General features: G+C 71.3%; 18 protein-coding genes. 13 read left to right on the top strand and 5 right to left on the bottom strand.

Translation table 11 applies throughout. The features are described 5' to 3' along the window. Positions 1-130: 130 nt before the first annotated feature. A complete protein-coding gene (locus tag AB1K56_RS09000) occupies positions 131-1,432 on the top strand; it encodes a M20/M25/M40 family metallo-hydrolase (RefSeq protein ID WP_371205367.1) in 1,302 nt (433 codons plus the stop codon). An 8-nt stretch (positions 1,433-1,440) separates the two neighbouring features. After that, a complete protein-coding gene (locus AB1K56_RS08995) occupies positions 1,441-2,289 on the top strand; it encodes an undecaprenyl-diphosphate phosphatase (protein ID WP_371205366.1) in 849 nt (282 codons plus the stop codon). A gap of 182 nt (positions 2,290-2,471) precedes the next feature. On the opposite strand, the gene AB1K56_RS08990 is transcribed toward AB1K56_RS08995, so the two are convergent. Further along, on the bottom strand, positions 2,472-3,338 hold the full coding sequence (locus AB1K56_RS08990) for a PAC2 family protein (RefSeq protein ID WP_136585745.1): 867 nt from the start codon (positions 3,336-3,338) through the stop codon (positions 2,472-2,474). Positions 3,339-3,480: 142 nt separating this feature from the next. On the opposite strand from AB1K56_RS08990, the gene AB1K56_RS08985 reads away from it, so the two are divergent. The 9 genes from AB1K56_RS08985 (at position 3,481) to lnt (ending at position 13,513) form a co-directional block, all read left to right on the top strand. Beyond that, positions 3,481-4,179 carry an HAD family hydrolase gene (locus AB1K56_RS08985; protein ID WP_371205365.1) on the top strand — a complete coding sequence of 233 codons (699 nt, stop codon included), beginning with the start codon at positions 3,481-3,483 and terminating at the stop codon, positions 4,177-4,179. Next, the gene (locus tag AB1K56_RS08980; protein WP_371205364.1) at positions 4,176-5,195 is read left to right on the top strand and encodes a tRNA (adenine-N1)-methyltransferase; all 1,020 of its coding nucleotides are present in this window, start codon (positions 4,176-4,178) and stop codon (positions 5,193-5,195) included. The genes AB1K56_RS08985 and AB1K56_RS08980 overlap by 4 nt, the downstream gene beginning before the upstream one ends. A 58-nt stretch (positions 5,196-5,253) precedes the next feature. Continuing rightward, on the top strand, positions 5,254-6,201 hold the full coding sequence (locus AB1K56_RS08975; RefSeq protein WP_371205363.1) for an FKBP-type peptidyl-prolyl cis-trans isomerase: 948 nt from the start codon (positions 5,254-5,256) through the stop codon (positions 6,199-6,201). A gap of 159 nt (positions 6,202-6,360) precedes the next feature. Continuing rightward, positions 6,361-7,302, top strand: coding sequence for a helix-turn-helix transcriptional regulator (locus AB1K56_RS08970; RefSeq protein WP_371205439.1), 942 nt, complete (start codon positions 6,361-6,363; stop codon positions 7,300-7,302). After that, positions 7,299-8,276 (top strand): helix-turn-helix transcriptional regulator, encoded by a 978-nt coding sequence (locus tag AB1K56_RS08965; RefSeq protein WP_371205362.1) that lies wholly within the window; start codon positions 7,299-7,301, stop codon positions 8,274-8,276. The genes AB1K56_RS08970 and AB1K56_RS08965 overlap by 4 nt, the downstream gene beginning before the upstream one ends. Before the next feature lie 115 nt (positions 8,277-8,391). Continuing rightward, a complete protein-coding gene (gene tatA / locus AB1K56_RS08960) occupies positions 8,392-8,646 on the top strand; it encodes a Sec-independent protein translocase subunit TatA (protein ID WP_371205361.1) in 255 nt (84 codons plus the stop codon). Between the two features lie 63 nt (positions 8,647-8,709). Then, positions 8,710-9,468 carry a twin-arginine translocase subunit TatC gene (tatC, locus tag AB1K56_RS08955; protein ID WP_264631180.1) on the top strand — a complete coding sequence of 253 codons (759 nt, stop codon included), beginning with the start codon at positions 8,710-8,712 and terminating at the stop codon, positions 9,466-9,468. Next, the gene (locus tag AB1K56_RS08950) at positions 9,465-11,948 is read left to right on the top strand and encodes a DEAD/DEAH box helicase (protein WP_371205360.1); all 2,484 of its coding nucleotides are present in this window, start codon (positions 9,465-9,467) and stop codon (positions 11,946-11,948) included. The genes tatC and AB1K56_RS08950 overlap by 4 nt, the downstream gene beginning before the upstream one ends. Further along, on the top strand, positions 11,945-13,513 hold the full coding sequence (lnt, locus tag AB1K56_RS08945) for an apolipoprotein N-acyltransferase (RefSeq protein WP_371205359.1): 1,569 nt from the start codon (positions 11,945-11,947) through the stop codon (positions 13,511-13,513). The genes AB1K56_RS08950 and lnt overlap by 4 nt, the downstream gene beginning before the upstream one ends. Before the next feature lie 26 nt (positions 13,514-13,539). On the opposite strand, the gene AB1K56_RS08940 is transcribed toward lnt, so the two are convergent. After that, positions 13,540-13,911, bottom strand: a complete 372-nt coding sequence (locus AB1K56_RS08940) for an RNA polymerase-binding protein RbpA (RefSeq protein WP_371205358.1) — start codon at positions 13,909-13,911, stop codon at positions 13,540-13,542. 93 nt (positions 13,912-14,004) lie between these two features. Further along, positions 14,005-14,817 carry a glycerophosphodiester phosphodiesterase family protein gene (locus tag AB1K56_RS08935; RefSeq protein WP_371205357.1) on the bottom strand — a complete coding sequence of 271 codons (813 nt, stop codon included), beginning with the start codon at positions 14,815-14,817 and terminating at the stop codon, positions 14,005-14,007. 165 nt (positions 14,818-14,982) lie between these two features. On the opposite strand from AB1K56_RS08935, the gene AB1K56_RS08930 reads away from it, so the two are divergent. Together AB1K56_RS08930 and AB1K56_RS08925 are read left to right on the top strand one after the other, a co-directional pair. Beyond that, on the top strand, positions 14,983-15,747 hold the full coding sequence (locus tag AB1K56_RS08930; RefSeq protein ID WP_371205356.1) for an SDR family oxidoreductase: 765 nt from the start codon (positions 14,983-14,985) through the stop codon (positions 15,745-15,747). A 2-nt stretch (positions 15,748-15,749) separates the two neighbouring features. Further along, positions 15,750-17,720, top strand: a complete 1,971-nt coding sequence (locus AB1K56_RS08925; protein ID WP_371205355.1) for a prolyl oligopeptidase family serine peptidase — start codon at positions 15,750-15,752, stop codon at positions 17,718-17,720. Positions 17,721-17,771: 51 nt separating this feature from the next. Here the strand turns inward: AB1K56_RS08925 and AB1K56_RS08920 are convergent, their stop codons facing one another. Further along, the gene (locus AB1K56_RS08920; protein WP_136585731.1) at positions 17,772-18,323 is read right to left on the bottom strand and encodes an HdeD family acid-resistance protein; all 552 of its coding nucleotides are present in this window, start codon (positions 18,321-18,323) and stop codon (positions 17,772-17,774) included. A gap of 85 nt (positions 18,324-18,408) precedes the next feature. Then, positions 18,409-19,338, bottom strand: coding sequence for an AEC family transporter (locus tag AB1K56_RS08915; protein WP_371205354.1), 930 nt, complete (start codon positions 19,336-19,338; stop codon positions 18,409-18,411). Between the last annotated feature and the right edge of the window lie 85 nt (positions 19,339-19,423).

Raw genomic sequence — 19,423 nt, 5'->3', positions numbered from 1 at the left:
CGACATTACCACGCCCGAAGCTCCGCCTCGAACCGACGGTGACGCCCGGGCGCGTCCGACCCCGGAACGGCACCCGTCTCACGACGACACGCGTCGGGGGAGCACCCCGGCCGCCGGTACCGTAGTGCGCATGCCCGAGCTCGAAACCGACGTCCCCGAGGTCGCCCGCATCGCATCCGATCTCATCCGTTTCGACACCTCGAACTACGGCGGGGGCCGCGCGAAGGGCGAACGCGAGGCGGCCGAGTACGTGGGCGCCTACCTCGAGGGGCTCGGGCTCGAGACCGCGTACTACGAGCCCGTCGAGCGGCGCACGAACGTCTGCGCCCGCGTGCCCGGCCGCAACCCCGACAAGCCGGCGCTGATCCTGCACGGACACCTCGACGTCGTGCCCGCCGTCGCCGAGGACTGGAGCGTCGACCCCTTCGCGGGAGAGATCCGCGACGGCATCCTGTGGGGCCGCGGAGCGGTCGACATGAAGGACATGGATGCCATGATCCTCACCTCCGTCGCCGACATCCTGCGCGCGGGGGAGCAGCCCGAGCGCGACGTGATCGTGACGTTCTTCGCCGACGAGGAGAACGGCGGCGTCGAGGGCTCGGCGCGCGTCGTGCGGGACCGGCCCGAGTGGTTCGCCGGCGCCACCGAGGCCATCAGCGAGGTGGGCGGCTACTCCATCGCGGTCGGCGACCGGCGCGCGTACCTGCTGCAGGTCGGCGAGAAGGCCCTCCTGTGGATCAAGCTCGTCGCCCGCGGTCGCGCCGGTCACGGCAGCGGATTGCACGCCGACAACGCGGTGACGAAGCTCGCGACGGCCGTGGACGCCCTCGGCCGCACCGAGTGGCCCATCCGGCTGACCGACACCACGACGAAGCTGCTGGCGGGCCTGGCGGAGATCACGGGTGATGACGCGGGCGATCCCGACGCGCTCGCCCTGCGCACCGGCGCGGCATCCAGCTTCATCCGCTCGACGCTGCGCACCACGACGAACCCCACCGGTCTGACCGCCGGGTACAAGCACAACGTGATCCCCGACCGCGCCGAGGCGCTCATCGACGTGCGCGTGCTGCCCGGCACCGAGGACGCCGCCCTCGCCGACATCCGCCGCATCGTGGGCGACGACGTCGAGATCGAGATCGTGCACCGCGACATCGGCCTCGAGGTGCCGTTCTCGGGCGACCTCGTCGACTCCATGGTGGCCCAGCTGGACCGGCACGATCCCGGCGTGCCCGTCGTGCCGTACCTCATGGGGGGCGGCACCGACAACAAGGCGCTGTCGGCCCTCGGAATCTCCGGCTACGGATTCGCGCCGCTGCGACTCCCCGCCGGTCTCGACTTCACCGGGATGTTCCACGGTGTCGACGAGCGCGTCCCCGTCGACGCGCTCGAGTTCGGTCGACGTGTTCTCGCCGACCTCCTCCGGACGTACTGAAGGACCGCATGCATATCTTCGAGGTCATCATCCTCGGGCTCGTCCAGGGCCTCACCGAGTTCCTCCCCATCTCCTCCAGCGCGCACCTGCGCATCGTGGGCGAGTTCCTCCCGTCGCAGACCGATCCCGGGGCGACGTTCACCGCGATCACCCAGATCGGCACGGAGCTCGCCGTGCTCATCTACTTCCGCAAGAAGATCGGGCGCGTCATCTCGCGCTGGTTCGGCTCGCTCACAGGCAAGGTCCCGCGCAACGACCCCGACGCCCGCATGGGCTGGCTCGTCATCATCGGTACGATCCCCATCGCGCTGCTGGGCGTGCTGCTGCAGAGCCTCATCCGCGACAACTTCCGGAGCCTGTGGATCACCGCGATCGTGCTGATCGTGTTCGGCATCCTGCTGGGTCTCGCCGACCACTACGGAAAGCGCCGTCGCGACCTCGACGACCTCACCTACCCGCACGGCATCGCCTACGGTTTCGCGCAGGCCCTCGCCCTCGTCCCCGGCGTCTCGCGCTCGGGAGCGACGACGACGCTCGGTCGCGCGCTCGGCTACAAGCGCACCGCCGCGGCGGAGTACTCGTTTCTGCTCGCCGTGCCCGCGGTCTTCGCGAGCGGTCTGTTCGAGCTGTACAAGAGCTTCGACGAGGGAACCGGCCCGTACAACCTCGGCGAGACGGCCATCGCGACCGTGATCGCGTTCGTCGTGGGCTACCTCGTGATCGCGTTTCTCATGCAGTACCTCAAGCGCGGCAGCTTCCTGCCCTTCGTGGTCTACCGCATCGCGCTGGGCCTGCTGATCATCGTCCTGCTGCTGACCGGCGTCATCCCCGCCGTGTCGACGGTCATCACCAGCTGATCCCGGATGCCACGACGGCGCCGTCCCACTCGGGGCGGCGCCGTCGTCGTGTGCGGGCGAAGGCGGAGGGTTGCGGTGGCTTCGACGAGCTCAGCCACCTCGTTCCGCGCACGCGCAACCCTCGTCACGGAGGGGAGGTCCCTGAGCCCGTCGAAGGGACCGGGCGCGGCCCGGAGCGCCGCCTAGCGACGCGGCGGGTCGTCGCGACCGGGCTTGGTGGGGCCGTCGCCGCCGCGACGCAGGTACCGCTCGAACTCCTGGGCGATGGCATCCCCCGACGCCTCCGGCGAGTCCCACGTGTCGCGGGTCTGCTCGAGCTGGCGGATGTAGTCGCTCATCTCCTCGTCGTCGGCCGCAGCGGCGTCGATCGACGCCTCCCACTGCCGCGACTCGGCCTCGAGGTCGCCGTGGGGCACGGTGATGCCGGTGATGCCCTCGAGCTTCTCGAGCAGCGCCAGGGTGGCCTTGGGCGAGGGCGTGTGGCCCGCGACGTAGTGCGGGACGCTGGCCCACAGGCTCGCGGTCGGGATGCCGACCTGCTCGGCCGCGTGGCCGATCGCGCTCAGGATGCCGACGGGCCCCTCGTACAGGCTCCGCTCGAGCCCCAGCGTCTGACGGACCGCGTCGTTGTCGCTGCCGGCGAAGACCGAGATGGGGCGGGTGTGCGGGACGTCCGACATCATCGACCCGAGGGCGACGAAGCCGGTCACGTCTTCGCGCAGGGCCACGTCGATGAACTCCGCCGCGAACGCCTGCCACGCGCGCGCGGGCTCCACGCCCACGAGCAGCCAGATCTCGGCGTCGGTGGAGCGCTCGATCGGCCGCAGCAGCTTCGCCTCCGGCCACGTCAGGGTGCGCCGCCCCTCGGCGTCGAGGCCGATCTGGGGGCGCGTGTACTGGTAGTCGAAGTAGAGCTCGGGGTCGACCGTGTGCACGACCTCGTACTCCGCGTCGGCGCGCAGCAGCGCCGCCGCGGCGGACGCGGCTTCTCCGGCGTCGTTCCAGCCGTCGAACGCGGCGACGATGATCCGGCGACCCAGTGCGTCCACGCAACCTCCTCTGCCCCGTCGGGGCTTCGTTCCAGGATAGGCGCACGCGTGCGAGGGCGGTCGGACCCCGCGGCGCCGCGAGCCGGGGAGGCCCCCGCCCCGCGGGAGCGGGGGGAAGCCCGGCCTTCCATAAGATGGAACGATGACTTCTTCCGCCCTCGCTGCGGTCCTGTGGGACATGGACGGCACCCTCGTCGACACCGAGCCCTACTGGATGGCGGCCGAGGTGCCCCTCGTCGAGCGGTTCGGGGGCACCTGGTCGCACGACCAGGCTCTCGGCATGGTGGGCCTCGCCCTCGAGGACTCCGCCCGGCTCCTGCAGAACGCCGGGGTGCCGTGGGGCGTCGACGAGATCATCGCGCACCTGACCGACGAGGTGCTGCGCCAGCTCGCGAGCACGGGCGTGCCGTTCCGGCCGGGCGCGCGCGAGCTCCTCGCCGACCTCAAGGCGCACGGCGTCAAGACCGGGCTCGTGACGATGTCGATGCGCCGCATGGCCCTCTCGATCGCCGAGCTCATCGACTTCCCGGCCTTCGACGTGGTGGTCGCCGGCGACGACGTCGAGCGACCCAAGCCGTATCCCGACCCCTACCTGCAGGCGGCGGAGGCGCTCGGCGTCGACATCCGCGACGCCGTCGCGATCGAAGACAGCCCCAACGGCCTCCGGTCGGCGATCGCCAGTGGCGCCGTCTCGCTCGGGGTTCCGCTGATGGTGCCGCTCGACGGCGTCGGGGCCCACGCCCTGTGGCCCAGCCTCGAGGGGCGGACCGCCGCCGATCTCCGCGCCCTCCACGGTGCGCACACCCCGACCCGACCCTCCGAAACGCGAGCGAACCGATGAGCGAGACCCCCCACCTGAGCGGACCCTTCCGCATCGGCGACCGCGTGCAGCTGACGGGCCCCAAGGGCCGCATGCACACGATCACGCTGCGCGAGGCGGGCGAGCTGCACACCCACAACGGCGTGCTGAAGCACGCGCTCCTCGTGGGGCAGCCCGACGGCAGCGTCGTCACCAACAGCTCCGGGCACGACTACCTGGCCGTGCGCCCCCTGCTGCGCGACTTCGTGATGTCGATGCCGCGCGGGGCGGCGATCGTCTACCCCAAGGACGCCGCGCAGATCCTCGCGCAGGCCGACGTCTTCCCCGGCGCGACGGTCGTGGAGGCCGGTGTCGGCTCCGGAGCTTTGTCGCTCTGGCTCCTGCGCGCGATCGGGCCCGCCGGCCGCCTGCTGTCGTTCGAGCGTCGCGAGGAGTTCGCCGAGGTGGCCCGCGCCAACGTCGAGACCTTCCACGGCGAGCACCCCACGACGTGGGAGGTCGTCGTCGGCGACCTCGTCGAGAGCCTCCCGGAGGCGGTGGCCCCGGCATCCGTCGACCGCGTCGTCCTCGACATGCTCGCCCCCTGGGAGTGCATCGACGCCGTCGCCGACGCGCTCACCCCCGGCGGCGTGGTGCTCTGCTACATCGCCACCGCCACGCAGCTCAGCCGCGTGGCCGAGTACATCCGCGGCACCGGCCTGTTCACCGAGCCGGATGCCAGCGAGACGATGGTCCGCGGATGGCACGTCGAGGGCCTCGCGGTGCGCCCCGACCACCGCATGGTCGCCCACACGGGGTTCCTCATCACGGCGCGACGCCTCGCGCCGGGCGCGGTCCCGCCCGAGGTAAAGCGTCGCGCCTCGAAGTCGAGCTATGGCGACGAGGACGTGGAGCTGTGGACGCCGGGCGCCGTCGGCGACCGCGAGATCACCGACAAGAACCTGCGCAAGCGCGTGCGCGAGGCGCAGAAGTCCGCCGAGGGCGTGCGGCAGTCGGTGGCCGGTGCGCCCGGGCGCGGGCAGGACGATCCCGCCTGAGCCGACCGCGCCCGTCGGGGCGGCGGGGGAGGCCCACGGGAGCGCCTAAACTGTTCCGGTGCGCAGACTCCCCGCTCTCGTGGCCGTGACCGCTCTGGCCGGATTCGGCCTCGTCGGGTGCTCGGCATCCGCCGCGTCGTCGTGCCCGACCCCCACCGACAGCGCGATCGCCTCGGTCGTCGAGGCGACCGGCGACCTCGGCTCGGCCCCGGCCGTCACCGTCCGCTCGCCCTTCGTGCCCGCCCAGGCCGGCACCGAGACCCTCGTCGAGGGCGACGGCCCGCGCATCACGAGCGACAAGCAGCTCGCGCTGGTCGACGTCACCGTGCTCGACGCCGCGACGGGCGAGCAGCTCGTCGCCACGAAGTACGACGCCGACCTCACCACGGCGACGCCCCTGCCGCGGCTGACCCAGGCCGTTCCCTCGATCGCCCCGCTGCTGGAGTGCGTGTCCGAGGGTTCGCGCGTGGCCGTGGCGATCCCCGGCTCCGACCTCGGCGCCCAGGGCGCCCAGGCCCTCGGCGTCACCGAGGGCGACGGCGCGGTGTTCGTCTTCGACGTGCGCAAGGTGTTCCTCCCGGCCGCGAACGGCGCCGACCAGTACAACGCCGACTCGGGGATGCCCTCGGTCGTGCGCGCGCCCGACGGCCAGCCCGGCGTGGTGATCCCCGCGGGCGACGCCCCCACCGAGGTGCGCTCGCAGGTCATCAAGAAGGGCGACGGCGACGTGCTGACCGCCGACTCGTCCGCCGTGATCCACGTGCAGGGCATCGCCTGGGGCGCCAAGACGACCTTCGCCTCCACCTGGAAGAACGGCGCCCCCGGTCAGGCGAAGGTCTCGGCCCTGCCCCCGGCGCTCGCTTCGGCCCTCGAGGGGCAGCCGGTCGGCTCGCAGATCCTCGTCGTCGTTCCCGCCGACCAGACGCAGCAGGACCAGCAGGCGCTGCAGGCTCCCGCGAACACCGCCCTGGTGTACGTCGTCGACATCCTCGGCACCGTCGGCTGAGCACCGACCGGTCACGACCTCCGGCACCGGCCCCGGACGCACGAGCGTTCGCGGGCCGGTGTCGTCGTTCGGGGCGGGGCCCCGGCCTAGGATGGGCGGGTGGCCGCCGCTTCCCGAAACGCTCCCGAGGAGCGTCTGGTGAACCTCGTTGTCGCGCTCATGGCGACCGAGCAGGGTCTGACCAAGGACACGATCCTCTCCTCGGTGGCCGGCTACCGCGAGCAACTCGAGGCCGGCGCCTCCAAGGATGCTCTCGAGAAGATGTTCGAGCGCGACAAAGAGAATCTCCGCGGACTCGGCGTGCCGATCGAGACCATCGGCAATCGCGCCGACCCCGACGACCTGCGCGAGGCCCGCTACCGGGTTCCGACGGCGGAGTACGCCCTCCCCGACGACATCTCGTTCAGCCCGGCCGAGGTCGCCCTGCTGAACATCGCCGGCGGCGTGTGGGGGAGCGAGTCGCTCTCGGCGGACGCGCGCAGCGGCCTGCGCAAGATCCGCGCCCTCGGCATCCCCGTCGACGAGCCGATCATCGGCTACGCCCCGCGCATCCGCGTGCGCGACTCCTCCTTCCCGGCGCTGCAGCGGGCGATCGAGCAGAACCGCGTCGTGACCTTCACCTACCTGCGCCCGGGCGAGGCGCAGCCGCGCGAGCGGCGCATCCGCCCCCTCGCGCTCGTCGAGTACGAGGCGCGCTGGCACGTGTACGGGTTCGACCTCGTCATGGACGCCGACCGTACGTTCCTGCTCTCGCGCATCGTCGGCGACGTGACCCTGCGTCGCGAGAAGTTCGCCCCCGAGCTCCTCGAGGGTGCGGGCGAGCGCGCGGTGGCGGGACTGCGCGCCGTCGCCGCCCGCCAGCGCGCCCTGCTCGAGGTGCACCCCGGCACCGAGGCATCGCTGCGCCTCGCCCGGCGCGCCCAGGAGGCGCCGCAGGATGTTCCGCAGGGGATCGTCGTGCCCTACGTCGACCTGCACGTCTTCGCCGACGAACTGGCGTCGTACGGTCCCGAAGTGCGCGTGGTCGAGCCCGCCGATCTGCGAGCCGAGGTCATCCGCCGGCTCGAGGCGACCCTCGTGCTGCACGGGGGTGCCGCGTGAATCCCGAACGCCCCGTCGCCGCCCTCGACCGGGCGGCCCTGCTGCTGCAGCTCGTGCCCTATCTCCTCGGCAAGGGCGAGGTGCCCGTTGCCGAGGCCGCGGCCGACTTCGACGTGACCGTCGACGAGATGCGCGCGATGGTCGAGCGACTCACGGTGATCGGGCTGCCCGGCGAACGCGGCTACTGGCAGTTGCCCCACGACCTGTTCGACATCGACTGGGACCTGCTCGACCGCGACGACGTCATCGCGATCACGAACACCGTGGGCCTCGAGCGCTCGCCCCGGCTCACCGCGCGCGAGGCGGCCGCCCTGCTCGCGGGTCTGCAGCTCGCGCGCAGCCTGCCGGGCTTCGGCGACAGCGAGGTCGTCACGGCGCTGCTCGCCAAGCTCGCCCGCGGGGCGGCCACCGCTCCACCGCCGGTGATCGTGGCGCCCGGCCCCGTCGACGGCGTGCGCGAAGTGGTCGACCGCGCGCTGCGCGCCCGGGTGGCCGTGACGTTCACCTACCGCGCTCCGGGGGCCGATCCGATCACGCGCACCGTGGATCCGATCAAGGTGCACATCGCAAACGACCAGTGGTATCTGCAGGGGTGGGACCACCTGCGTCGAGCCGTTCGCACCTTCCACCTCGATCGCGTCAGCGATCCGAGCGTGACCGGGATCCCGGCCGTGCACGGCGCCGACCCCGTCCCCGACCTGTTCGCACCGGGCGACGACGAGGTGGTCGCGCGGTTCCGTTTCCCGCGCGCCGTGGCACCTCTGCTCGCCGACCACCTCGAGCGCGCCGACATCGAGGATGCCGACGACGGCATGGCCGTGGCATCCCTCCGTCTGGCCGACGAGCAGAGCCTGAAGCGCCTCGCGGCGCGCCGCGGGGGAGAGGTCGAGCTGCTGGAACCGCTGGGTGCGCGTCGCGCCGCGGCGGCGTGGGCGGCGGCGGGGCTCGAACAGTACACCGGATCGACGACCTGAGTCACGCGCGGCTCGTCGTGCCCCGCAGTCGCTACCGGGATTTCCGGCGAGTCGGAACGACGCCCGTGTGCGCGGGTTAGACTGATGACTCGCCCGAACGAGACGAGGAGTTCGCATGTTCCAGGGATTGACCGGATGGCACCTGCTAGTCGTTCTGGCTGTCATCCTTCTGCTGTTCGGTGCCGCCAAGCTTCCCGCGCTCGCCAAGAGCATGGGTCAGTCCGCTCGGGTGTTCAAGAGCGAGATGAAGGAGATGAAGCGCGACGACGAGGTCGCCGCGCAGTCCTCCGAGGCTCCGCGCCCCACCGACTCCGGCACCGCGACGACCGCTGCGCCCGAACCGCGCAGGTCGACCGACCCCACCGTCTGACCCGTGGCGACGGCAGGACCGCCGCGTATCGACGTGCCCGAGGGGCCGCGGCGCGATAAGCGCATGTCGATCGGCGCGCACCTCGTCGAGCTGCGCAAGCGGCTGATGATCGCGGCCGCGGCGCTCGTGGTCGGCATGGTGGTGGCGTTCATCATCACCGACCCGATCATCCACCTCATCACCGAGCCGATCCGCGTGATCGCCGAGCGTCGCGGTGACGATTTCTCGGCGCTGAACTTCACCTCGGTGACCTCGGCGTTCGACCTGCGCATGCGCATCGCCTTCTCGATCGGCATCTTCCTGTCGGCGCCGATCTGGCTCTGGCAGCTGTGGGCGTTCATCATGCCCGGCCTCACGCGCAAAGAGATCCGCTACACGGTCGGGTTCGTGGCATCCGCGGTGCCCCTGTTCTTCGTGGGCTGCTGGGTGGGTCTGCTGATCGTCCCGCACGTGATCGAGCTCATGTGGGGCTTCACCCCCGAGGGCGGGGTCAACTTCTACAACGCCGTCGATTACTACGACTTCGTCTTCAAACTCCTGATCGTCGTGGGCGTCTCGTTCGTGCTGCCGGTGTTCCTCGTCGCCCTGAACGTCGCCGGTGTCATGAGCGGCAGGGCGATCCTGAAGGGCTGGCGCGTCGCGATCCTCATCGCCGTCATCTTCTCTGCCCTCGCCACCCCCGCGGCCGACGTCGTCAGCATGCTGATGCTCGCCGGCATCCTGATCGTGCTGTTCTTCGCCGCCGCCGGTCTGTCCCTCCTGTTCGACCGCCGCAAGGCGCGTCGCATCGCCGCGGAGATGCCGTCGGGGCCCATCGCGTGAGTTCGCCCAGCCCCGCGGAGCGTTTCGCCCGCGCGAGTGCCCGTTCGTCGCACCCGCACACGGCCGACTTCGCCGAGATGCAGCGTTTCGAGCTCGACGACTTCCAGATCGCCGGATGCCACGCCCTCGAGGACGGGCGGAGCGTGCTGGTGGCCGCCCCCACCGGGGCCGGGAAGACCATCGTCGGCGAGTTCGCGATCCACCTCGCGATGCTCGAACCCGGCGACAAGGCGTTCTACACCACGCCGATCAAGGCGCTGTCGAACCAGAAGTTCCACGAGCTGCAGGAGGTGTACGGCGACGACGAGGTCGGCCTGCTCACCGGCGACACGAACATCAACGCCTCGGCGCGCATCGTCGTGATGACTACCGAGGTGCTGCGCAACATGCTCTACGCCGACTCCCCGGCGCTGCGGGGTCTGCGATTCGTCGTCATGGACGAGGTGCACTACCTCGCCGACCGCTTCCGCGGCGCCGTGTGGGAAGAGGTCATCATCCACCTCCCGCCGTCGGTCAAGCTCGTCTCGCTGTCGGCCACGGTGTCGAACGCTGAGGAGTTCGGCGACTGGCTCGACACCGTGCGCGGCGACACCGAGGTGATCGTGTCCGAGACGCGCCCGGTGCCGCTTGAGCAGCACGTGCTGGTCCGCGGCGACCTGCTGCCGCTGTTCGACGACCGCGCGGGGGTGGCCACCGCGCAGGTCAATCAGGAGCTGCTGCGCATCCGCGGCGGTAACGCGGGCGGGTACGAGAACAACCGACGCGCGCAGGAGTACCGCTCGGCGCGGCACGCCGGGGGACCGCGACACGCTCACCAGCGCCGCGGTGGACACAAGCCGCTGCGGGCGCAGCAGGGCCCGCGCATCGAGCGAATCGACCGTCCCGAGGTGGTCGAGCTGCTGCAGCGCAACCACCTGCTGCCCGCGATCTTCTTCATCTTCAGCCGCGCCGGCTGCGACGCCGCCGTGCAGCAACTGCGCCGGGCGAACGTCCGCCTCACCTCGGCCGAGGAGCGCGTCGAGATCCGGCAGATCGTCGACGAGCTGACCTTCACGCTCAAGGACGAAGACCTTGCCGTGCTGCACTTCTGGGAGTGGCGCGACAACCTCGAGCGCGGTGTGGCCGCGCACCACGCGGGGCTCCTCCCGGCCTTCAAAGAGGTGGTCGAGGAGCTGTTCCGCCGCAAGCTCGTCAAGGTCGTCTTCGCGACCGAGACCCTCGCCCTCGGCATCAACATGCCCGCGCGGACGGTCGTGCTCGAGAAGCTCGAGAAGTTCAACGGCGAAGCCCGCGTGGCGATCACCTCGGGGGAGTACACACAGCTCACCGGTCGCGCTGGTCGCCGGGGCATCGACGTCGAGGGCCACGCCGTCGTGCAGTTCACCGAGGGGCTCGACCCGCAGTCGGTCGCCGCCCTCGCCTCGCGCCGCACCTATCCGTTGAACTCGAGCTTCCGGCCAACCTACAACATGGCCGTGAACCTCATCGATCAGTTCGGCCGGGCCCGGGCGCGCGAGATCCTGGAGTCCTCGTTCGCCCAGTTCCAAGCCGATCGCTCGGTCGTCGGTCTCGCGCGTCAGGTGAAGGATGCCGAGGAGTCGCTCTCCGGATACGAGCAGGCGATGACGTGCGATCGCGGCGACTTCCGCGAGTACTCCACCATTCGCCGCGAACTGAGCGACCTCGAGAAGATCAACCGCCGCGACGCCACGGCGCCCCGCCGCCTCCGCGATGAGCGGCAGCAGCAGATCCAGTCGCTGCGCAAGCGGATGCAGCGGCATCCCTGCCACTCGTGTCCCGATCGCGAGGCGCACGCGCGCTGGGCGGAGCGCTACTGGAAGCTCAAGCGCTCCACCGACAAGACGCGTCACCAGATCGATCAGCGCACGGGCACCGTGGCGCGCGTGTTCGACCGGGTCGTCGAGGTGCTCGCTGCGCTCGAGTACGTCGCGATCGACGACGACGGAGCGACGGTGCTCACCCGCGCGGGGCGCACCATGCGCCGCATCTACGGCGAGCGCGATCTGCTGGTCGCCGAGTCGCTGCGCCAAGGACTGTGGGCGGGTCTCGACGCCCCCTCTCTCGCTGCCCTCGCCTGCTGCCTGGTCTACGAGCCGCGACGCGACGAGGCGGGCCCGGGCGAGCGCGGACTGCCGCGCGGGGCGTTCCGGGGAGCCCTGGATGCCACGCAGACGCTGTGGCAGGAGCTCGACGACCTCGAACGCGACCACCGCCTGCCCGGCTCCGAGAGCCCCGCCTCGGGCCTGTCTCCTGCGATGCACGCGTGGGCTCGCGGACTCCCGCTCGACACCGTGCTGGGACTGGCCGATATGGCGGCCGGAGACTTCGTGCGCTGGGCGAAGCAGACGATCGACCTGCTCGATCAGATCTCCCTCGTGGCCGAACCCCCGCTCGCGAAGACGGCGCGGACGGCGTTGGACAACGTGCGCCGCGGCATCGTGGCGTACACGTCGGCATGAGCGCCGCGACCCCGGCGGCGCGGCCGCTGCTGCGCCTGGCGTTCGCGGCGCCGCTGTCGGTCGTGGCGGGCCTGCTGCTCGTCACCGCCTACCCGGCGCTGGCGTGGTGGCCCATGGCCCTGCCCGCCGTGGCCCTCGCGCTGCTGACGCTCATCGGTCGGCGGTTCTGGTCGGCGGTGCTGGTGGGCTTCCTCTTCGGGGTGGCGTTCTTCTCCGTGAACCTGCTCTTCACCGCGCGCTACCTGGGCCCGATCCCGTGGGCGGCCCTGTTCGTGCTCGAGTCCCTGCTCACCGCGGTGTTCGCGGTGCCGATCGCCCTCGCGTACCGGTGGATGCCGCGCGTGGCTCCCGGGACTCTCGGACGGCTGCTGATCCTCCCGGCGCTGGTCGCGGGGCTGTGGGTGCTGCGCGAGCAGATCGTCGGCTCGTGGCCGTACGGCGGTTTCCCGTGGGGGCGCATCGGCGTCTCGCAGGTGAACGGGCCGTTCGCCGAGGTCGCGTCGTGGGTCGGGATGTCGGGGCTGTCGTTCCTCGTCGTGCTGCTGTGCGCGATGGTGATCGAGCTCGTGCGGCATCGGCGCGTCCGACGCGGGATCGCCGTCCTGCCCGCCGCGGCTCTCGTGGCCGTGCTGCTGCTCCTGCCGCAGTTCCCGACGACGGCGGCGGGCTCGCTCCGCGTCGGTGCGGTGCAGGGCAACGGACCGGCCGGATACTTCGACCAGCGCGCGCGCAACGCCGTGCTGAACGCGCAGCTGGCGGCATCCGCCCCGCTCTTCGGCCAGCGGATGGACGTGCTGCTGTGGCCCGAGGGCGGCGTCGACTCCGACCCCACCGCGAACGGCGCCACCTCGGCGGTGCTCGAGGAGCTCTCGCGGCGCGTCGACGCCCCGCTGCTGATCTCGGCGGTCACCGAGCGGGGGTCGGAGCTGTTCAACTCCGCGCTGCTGTGGACGCCCGACGGGCAGAGCGGGCCGACGTACGACAAGCGGCATCCGGTGCCGTTCGGCGAGTACGTTCCCGACCGGGCGTTCTGGGAGCCGTTCGCCCCCGACCTCATCGGGCTGATCGGACGCGAGTACACCCCCGGCACCGCGACGCCGCTCATCGACCTGAACGGCGTCGGCGTGGGGCTCGCGATCTGCTTCGACGTGATCTACGACGACGTCGTCTGGGACGGTGCGGACGCGGGCGCCGAGGTGTACATGTTCCAGACCAACAACGCCGACTTCCGCGGGACCGATGAGAACCTGCAGCAGCTCGCGTTCGCGCAGATGCGCGCGATCGAGACGGGCCGCTCGGTGGTCAACCTCTCCACGGTCGGCACGAGCCAGGTCATCGCCCCGGACGGCTCGACCCTCGATGCCCTGCCGATCGACACGGCCGGCCACATGCTCACCGACGTGCCGCTGCGCACGGGGCTCACCCCCGCGGTCGTCATCGGTCCCGCCGTGAAGATCATCGTCGGCGCGGGGAGCCTCCTCGGTCTGCTCGCGGCGGGAGTCGTGGTCTTCGTGCGTCGCCGGGCGCACGAGAAGACGCCGGCCCCCGAGGGGACCGGCGTCTGAGTTCTCGAGACGTCCTGATCGGGACGTCAGGCGCTGAGCTTCTCGTTGCCCGCACCGCGACGCGAACGTACGAACGCGAGGCGCTCCTCGAGCAGCTCTTCGAGCTCGGGGATCGTGCGGCGCTCGAGCAGCATGTCCCAGTGCGTACGGGCGGCCTTGTCACCCGAGTGGTCGACGGTCGCGGTGCCGTCACCGATGCGCAGCAGTGCTTCTGCGCCGCACGTGCGGCACTCCCAGGACTCCGGAACCTCGGCATCGGCAGCGAAGGTCAGGACGGTGTCGCGTCCGCAGGTGCTGCAGGTGTAGGTGTGTTGTGCACGGTCGTGGAACACGACGCCGTCTTCGCTCTGGAGGCTTTGGGCGCCGAGTCGGATGCCGCGGAGACTGCGGTCTGCCATTGTGTGGTCCTCTCGTCGGTCACCATGTATAACGCTCGCACCTGTGCGCTTTATTCGAACTCCGGGCATCGCGACGGCTTTCACAGAGGATGCTCAGTCAGCCGTGGTTCCCCGGCCGTTCACCATCGCGAGGGCGGCGTCGGCGCGGTCGGTGACGAGCCCGTCGACGCCGAGATCGAGCAGTCGACGCATGTCGTCGTCGTCGTTGACGGTCCACACGTGCACCTCGACGCCGTGGGCGTGCGCGTCGCGCACGAAGCCCCGCGTGACGATGCGCAGCGGTCCCTGTCGTTCGGGGACCTGCAGGGCGTCGAGCCCGTCGAGGAGGGCGCGCACGCGGCCCCGTCGTCGCAGGGCGCGAGCCGCGACGAGCCGAGCGACCGTGGCCGACCCCGGCGAGGTCGCGGGGGGCCGGGCGGCGCCGGCCGCGCGGGCAGCTGAGAGCGCCTCGAGGCGGCGGTCGTCGGAGAAGCTCGTCACGAGCACCCGCTCGGCGTGGGCGGCGACGAGTCGGCCGACCCCCTCCGCCGCGGCGGCGGCTTTGACGTCGAGGTTGAAACGCAGGTCGGGGAACGCGTCGAGGGCCTGAGCGAGCGTGATGAGCCCGCCCCGCTCGGCCATGATCTCCTCGAGCTCGGGCAGGCGCACGTCGGCGATCGCGCGGGGGTCGTCGGCGACCCGCTGGAGGTCGTCGTCGTGGAAGAGCACGATCGTCCCGTCGGCCGTCGCGTGGCAGTCCGACTCGACGTACAGGACTCCCGCGGCGTGCGCCTCGGCGACCGCGGCGAAGGAGTTCTCGACGACGCCGAGCGCGGCGGCATCCGGAGTCACCAGCCCCCGGTGCGCGAGCACGCGCGGAGCGTCGGGCGAGAGGTACGGATGCCGCGCGGAGGAGGATGCGTTCATGGTCGCCGCCTTTCGCCGCGAACGTAGCACGCGTCCGTGGCGGCCGATGCGCGGTGGACACGCCGCCGCCCGCGGGGAACGACGCCGGGTCGATAGTCTGGTCTCTTGTCGTGGCGCCCGCGTCGGCCGGCGGCATCCGTTCCGACCACCCTCAGGAGTACTCCCGTGTCCCAGACCCTCCCGTCCGGCTCGCTGGGCGGCAAGACCGCCCTCGTCACCGGCTCGTCGCGCGGCATCGGCGCCGACACCGTCCGTTACTTCGCCGAGGCCGGCGCCAACGTGGTGATCAATTTCCGCAACAAGGCGCCCCGCGCCGAGAAGCTCGCCGCGCAGCTGCGCGAGCTCGGCGTCGAGGCCCTCGTCGTCGGCGCCGACCTCACCGACCCCGAGTCGGTGAAGGCGATGTTCGACGAGATCGAGCGCACCTTCGGCGGCCTCGACATCCTGGTGCTCAACGCCTCGGGCGGTATGGAATCGGGCATGGCCGAGGACTACGCCCTGCTGCTCAACCGCGACGCCCAGGTGAACGTGCTCGAGACGGCCCTCCCGCTGCTGAAGGACGACGCGCGCGTGGTCTTCGTCACCAGCCACCAGGCGCACTTCATCCGCACGACCCCGACCATGCCCGAGTACGAGCCCGTCGCCCTCTCGAAGCGCGCGGGAGAAGACGCGCTGCGCGAGAAGATCCCGGCGCTCGAGGAGCGCGGGATCGGCTTCACCGTCGTCTCGGGCGACATGATCGAGGGCACGATCACCGCGACCCTGCTCGAGCGCGCGAACCCGGGCGCGATCGCCGCCCGTCGCGACGACGCCGGCAAGCTCTACAACGTCGCCGAGTTCGCCGCCGAGGTCGCTCGCGCGGCCGTCGATCCGGTGCCCGCCGACAACACCCGCCTCGTCGGAGACACGGGTTCGTTCGGGGGCGAGTGAGCATGCGGCCGACCGACATCGAATCCCTGATCGGGGTCGGTCGGCCCGCGATCTCCTCCGACGGAGCGTTTGCGGTCTTCGCGTCCTCCCGTCCCGACCTCGCCGCCGACCGCGCGGTGGGGCAGCTGTGGCGGGTCGACCTCGCCGCGGGGACGACGCGCCGTCTCACGCGCGGGATGCACGATCGGTCGCCCCGGCTGTCGCCCGATGACGCCGTCGTCGCCTTCCTGCGCGAGGACGCGCGGGGGCGCGCGCAGATCTTCGTCATCGATGCCGGCGGCGGTGAGCCCGTCCCGGTCACCGACCAGCCCGGGGGAGTGACCGCCCTCGCCTTCTCCCCCGAGGGAGGGCGCCTCGCCTTCTCGGCGCGCGTGCCGGAGCCCGGGCGCTACGGCACGGTCGAGGGGAGGGATGCCGCGGCCGAACCGCCGCGCCGCATCACCGGCATCCGCTGGCACGCGAACGGCCTCGGGTATCTCGACCGCCCGGCGCAGCTGTTCGTCGTCGACGTGCCCGCCACCGACGCCGAGCCGTTCTACCCGCCCGCGCCGGCGCTCGACGAGCCGCGGGCGCGCGTCGTCGCCGGGCCGGCGACGCAGCTCACCCACGGCGACGCGGACTGGAGCGGCGTGGCCTGGACGGCCGACGGCGCCGAACTGCTCAGCGTCCCCGACGAGATCGAGTCCCGGCGCCGCGACCTGCGTGACCGCGTCGTCGCGATCGCCGTCGACGGGGGAGTGCAGCGCGACGTGCTGGGCACCGCCGAGAACCTCTCGATCGCCTCGGTCGACGTCGCGCCGGACGGCACCGTCTTCGCGCTCGCGAACGACGTGGGCGAGGGCGGCGTCGACTTCGTCGCCCCCGGTGTCGCGCTGTTCGTCGTCGAGGCGGACGGGCCGCGGGCGCTGACGGATGCCGAGACGATCGACCTCGGCGAGGTGGGCAGCCACCTGACCTTCGACGGCGACGACGTGCTCGTACAGGACCGCGCGCGCGGGCGGGTGCGCCTGCTGCGGGTGACCCGACGCGGCGCCGTGAGCGAGGTGCTCGGCGGCGACCTCGAGGTGAACGGCCACGCCGCGGCGGCGGGCCGGGTGGTGGCATCCGTCGCTTCTCCCGAGTCGTTCGGCGAACTCGTGATGGTGCACGGGCGGGAGATGCGGGCGCTCACGTCGTTCGGTGCGGCGGTGCGCGAGCGCGGTGTCGTCGTGCCGGTCGAGCGAGAGGTGACCGGCCGCGACGGGTACCCCGTGCACGGGTGGGTCGCGGTGCCCGAGGGCGAGGGGCCGTTCCCGGTCGTCCTGCAGATCCACGGCGGCCCGTACGCGGCCTACGGCGTGCACCTCTTCGACGAGACCCAGGTGCTCGTGGATGCCGGGTACGCGGTGCTGTACGCCAACCCGCGGGGGAGCGCCGGGTACGGTCGCGCCCACGGCCGGTCGATCCGTGGACGCATGGGCACCCTCGACTTCGCCGACGTCATGGACTTCTTCGACGCCGTCGTCGCGGACGACCCCCGGCTCGACGGCGACCGCGCCGGTGTCATGGGCGGCTCGTACGGCGGCTACCTCACGGCGTGGATCATCGCGCACGATCACCGCTTCGCCGGGGCGATCGTCGAACGCGGTTTCCTCGACCCCGCGGCCTTCCCCGGTTCGAGCGACATCGGCTCGTTCTTCGGTCAGGAGTACGTCGGCACCGACCCGGCGCGGATCGCCGCGCAGAGCCCGATGGCGGTGGTCGACCGGGTGCGCACCCCGACGCTCGTGCTGCACTCCGAGCGCGATCTGCGCTGCCCGCTCGATCAGGCGACGCGCTACTACGCCGCGCTGAAGAGCGGTGGCGTCGAGGCCGAGATGCTCGTCTTCCCGGGCGAAGACCACGAGCTCACCCGCGCCGGCCGCCCGCAGCACCGCGTCCAGCGTTTCGACGCCGTCCTCGAGTGGTGGAGCCGTCACCTGCCGGTGGGCTGAGAAACGAAGGGGGGGCGGATGCCGCGGCATCCGACCCCCCTTCTTTCGCGATCAGGCGGCCTTGCCGAACTGGATCGCGCGCACGATCTGGAAGACGCCGAGGATCACCAGCGAGATGCCGATCAGCAGGAACAGCGTCACGGCTCCCAGCAGCGGCGAGAACAGCAGCACGACGCCGGCGATGATGCTGACGATCGCGAAGAAGATCGTCCAGGCGCGCGCCTTCGAGCTGTGCCCGACGGTGGTGAGCGAAACGACGCCCTCGACGATCCACAGGATGCCGACCAGGGTGCCGATGAAGACCCCGAACCAGGCCGCGGTGGCCGGCAGGTTCGTGAAGGAGAAGATCCCGGCGACGATGAACAGCACGCCCAGGACGATGTAGCCGATCCGGGCCCAACCGGAGCGCCAGAACAGGCCGATCCCGATGTTCACCAGTCCGGCGATGATGACGTAGACGGCGATGATCCCGACCGCGACCTGGGCGGTGCGTCCGGGCCAGAGAAGGATCAGGAGACCGATGACGAGCGAGAGGGCGCCGCTGATGCCGAGCGCGGTGCGCACGGCTCCGACGGCGGGATTCGTCGTGGACGAGGACGACATGGCGAGCCTTTCTGTGTGATCGCTGGGAACAACGCTCACCCTAGACCCGACGGTAAGAGTCCGGCGAGCGCGCCGTGACGCGGCGTCACGCGGGGGAGTGCTCGAGCAGCAGCGCCACCGCGAACAACACGGGCAGACACCCCACGGTCGAGATGAAGACGACGTCGCGCGAGAGGATCTCGCCCACGCCGTACCGCTGCGCGAAATTGAACACGTTCTGCGCGGTGGGCAGAGCGGCCAGCACCACCACGATGAAGACCTGGTCGTCGGGCAGCCCGAACATCAGCGCGACCGCCAAGGCCACCGCCGGCATGACGACGAGCTTCAGTGCCGAGGCGATCACGACGTCGAGGCGCCGCCCGGGCTCGGTGAGGACGCGCTGGCCGTACAGCGACATGCCGTACGACATCAGCAGCACCGGTACGCACGCGCCCGCGATGAGGTGAAGGGGGTCGAAGACGATCGGCGGCAGATCGACGTCGAGCAGGGCGACGACCACTCCGAGCGCCGAGGCGATGAGCATCGGGTTCTTCGCCGTCTGCAGCACGATCCGCCCCAGATTGCGCGAGCCCGAGGTCGCGGCATCCAGGACGGCCAACGCGATCGGCATCAGCACGAGCAGCTGGAACAGGATCACGGGCGCCGAGTACGCGGCGTTTCCGAGCATGTAGAGCGAGATCGGGATGCCGATGTTGTTGCTGTTCACCTGACCGGCGGACAGCGCCGCGATCACCGTCTCGCCCACCGGCCGCCGCAGGATCAACGCCGACACGAGCACCGAGACGGCGATGATCACGGCGGCCGTGATCATCGACACCGGCAGCAGCGCGGAGAAGAGCGTCGCGACGTCGGCCTGGGCGAGCACGGTGAACAGCAGGAACGGCGACAGCACGAAGAACGTCAGCCGGCCGAGGACCGGGCGCGCGTGCGGCCCGAGCAGGTCGATGCGCGCGATGACGTATCCCACGACGACGGCGAGTCCGACGACGGCGAAACCGGTGAGGATGCCGCTCACGCGCGACCCCGCCGGGGGGAGCGGGCGCGGAACGGAGGCATCGGTTCGAGCGTAGCGGGGGAGGGCCGGTGCTCCGGACGCCTCG

It is taken from the genome of Microbacterium sp. BWR-S6Y (assembly GCF_041379845.1).
Taxonomy (GTDB): domain Bacteria; phylum Actinomycetota; class Actinomycetes; order Actinomycetales; family Microbacteriaceae; genus Microbacterium; species Microbacterium hydrothermale.
This window is presented reverse-complemented; position numbering and strand designations above follow the sequence as displayed.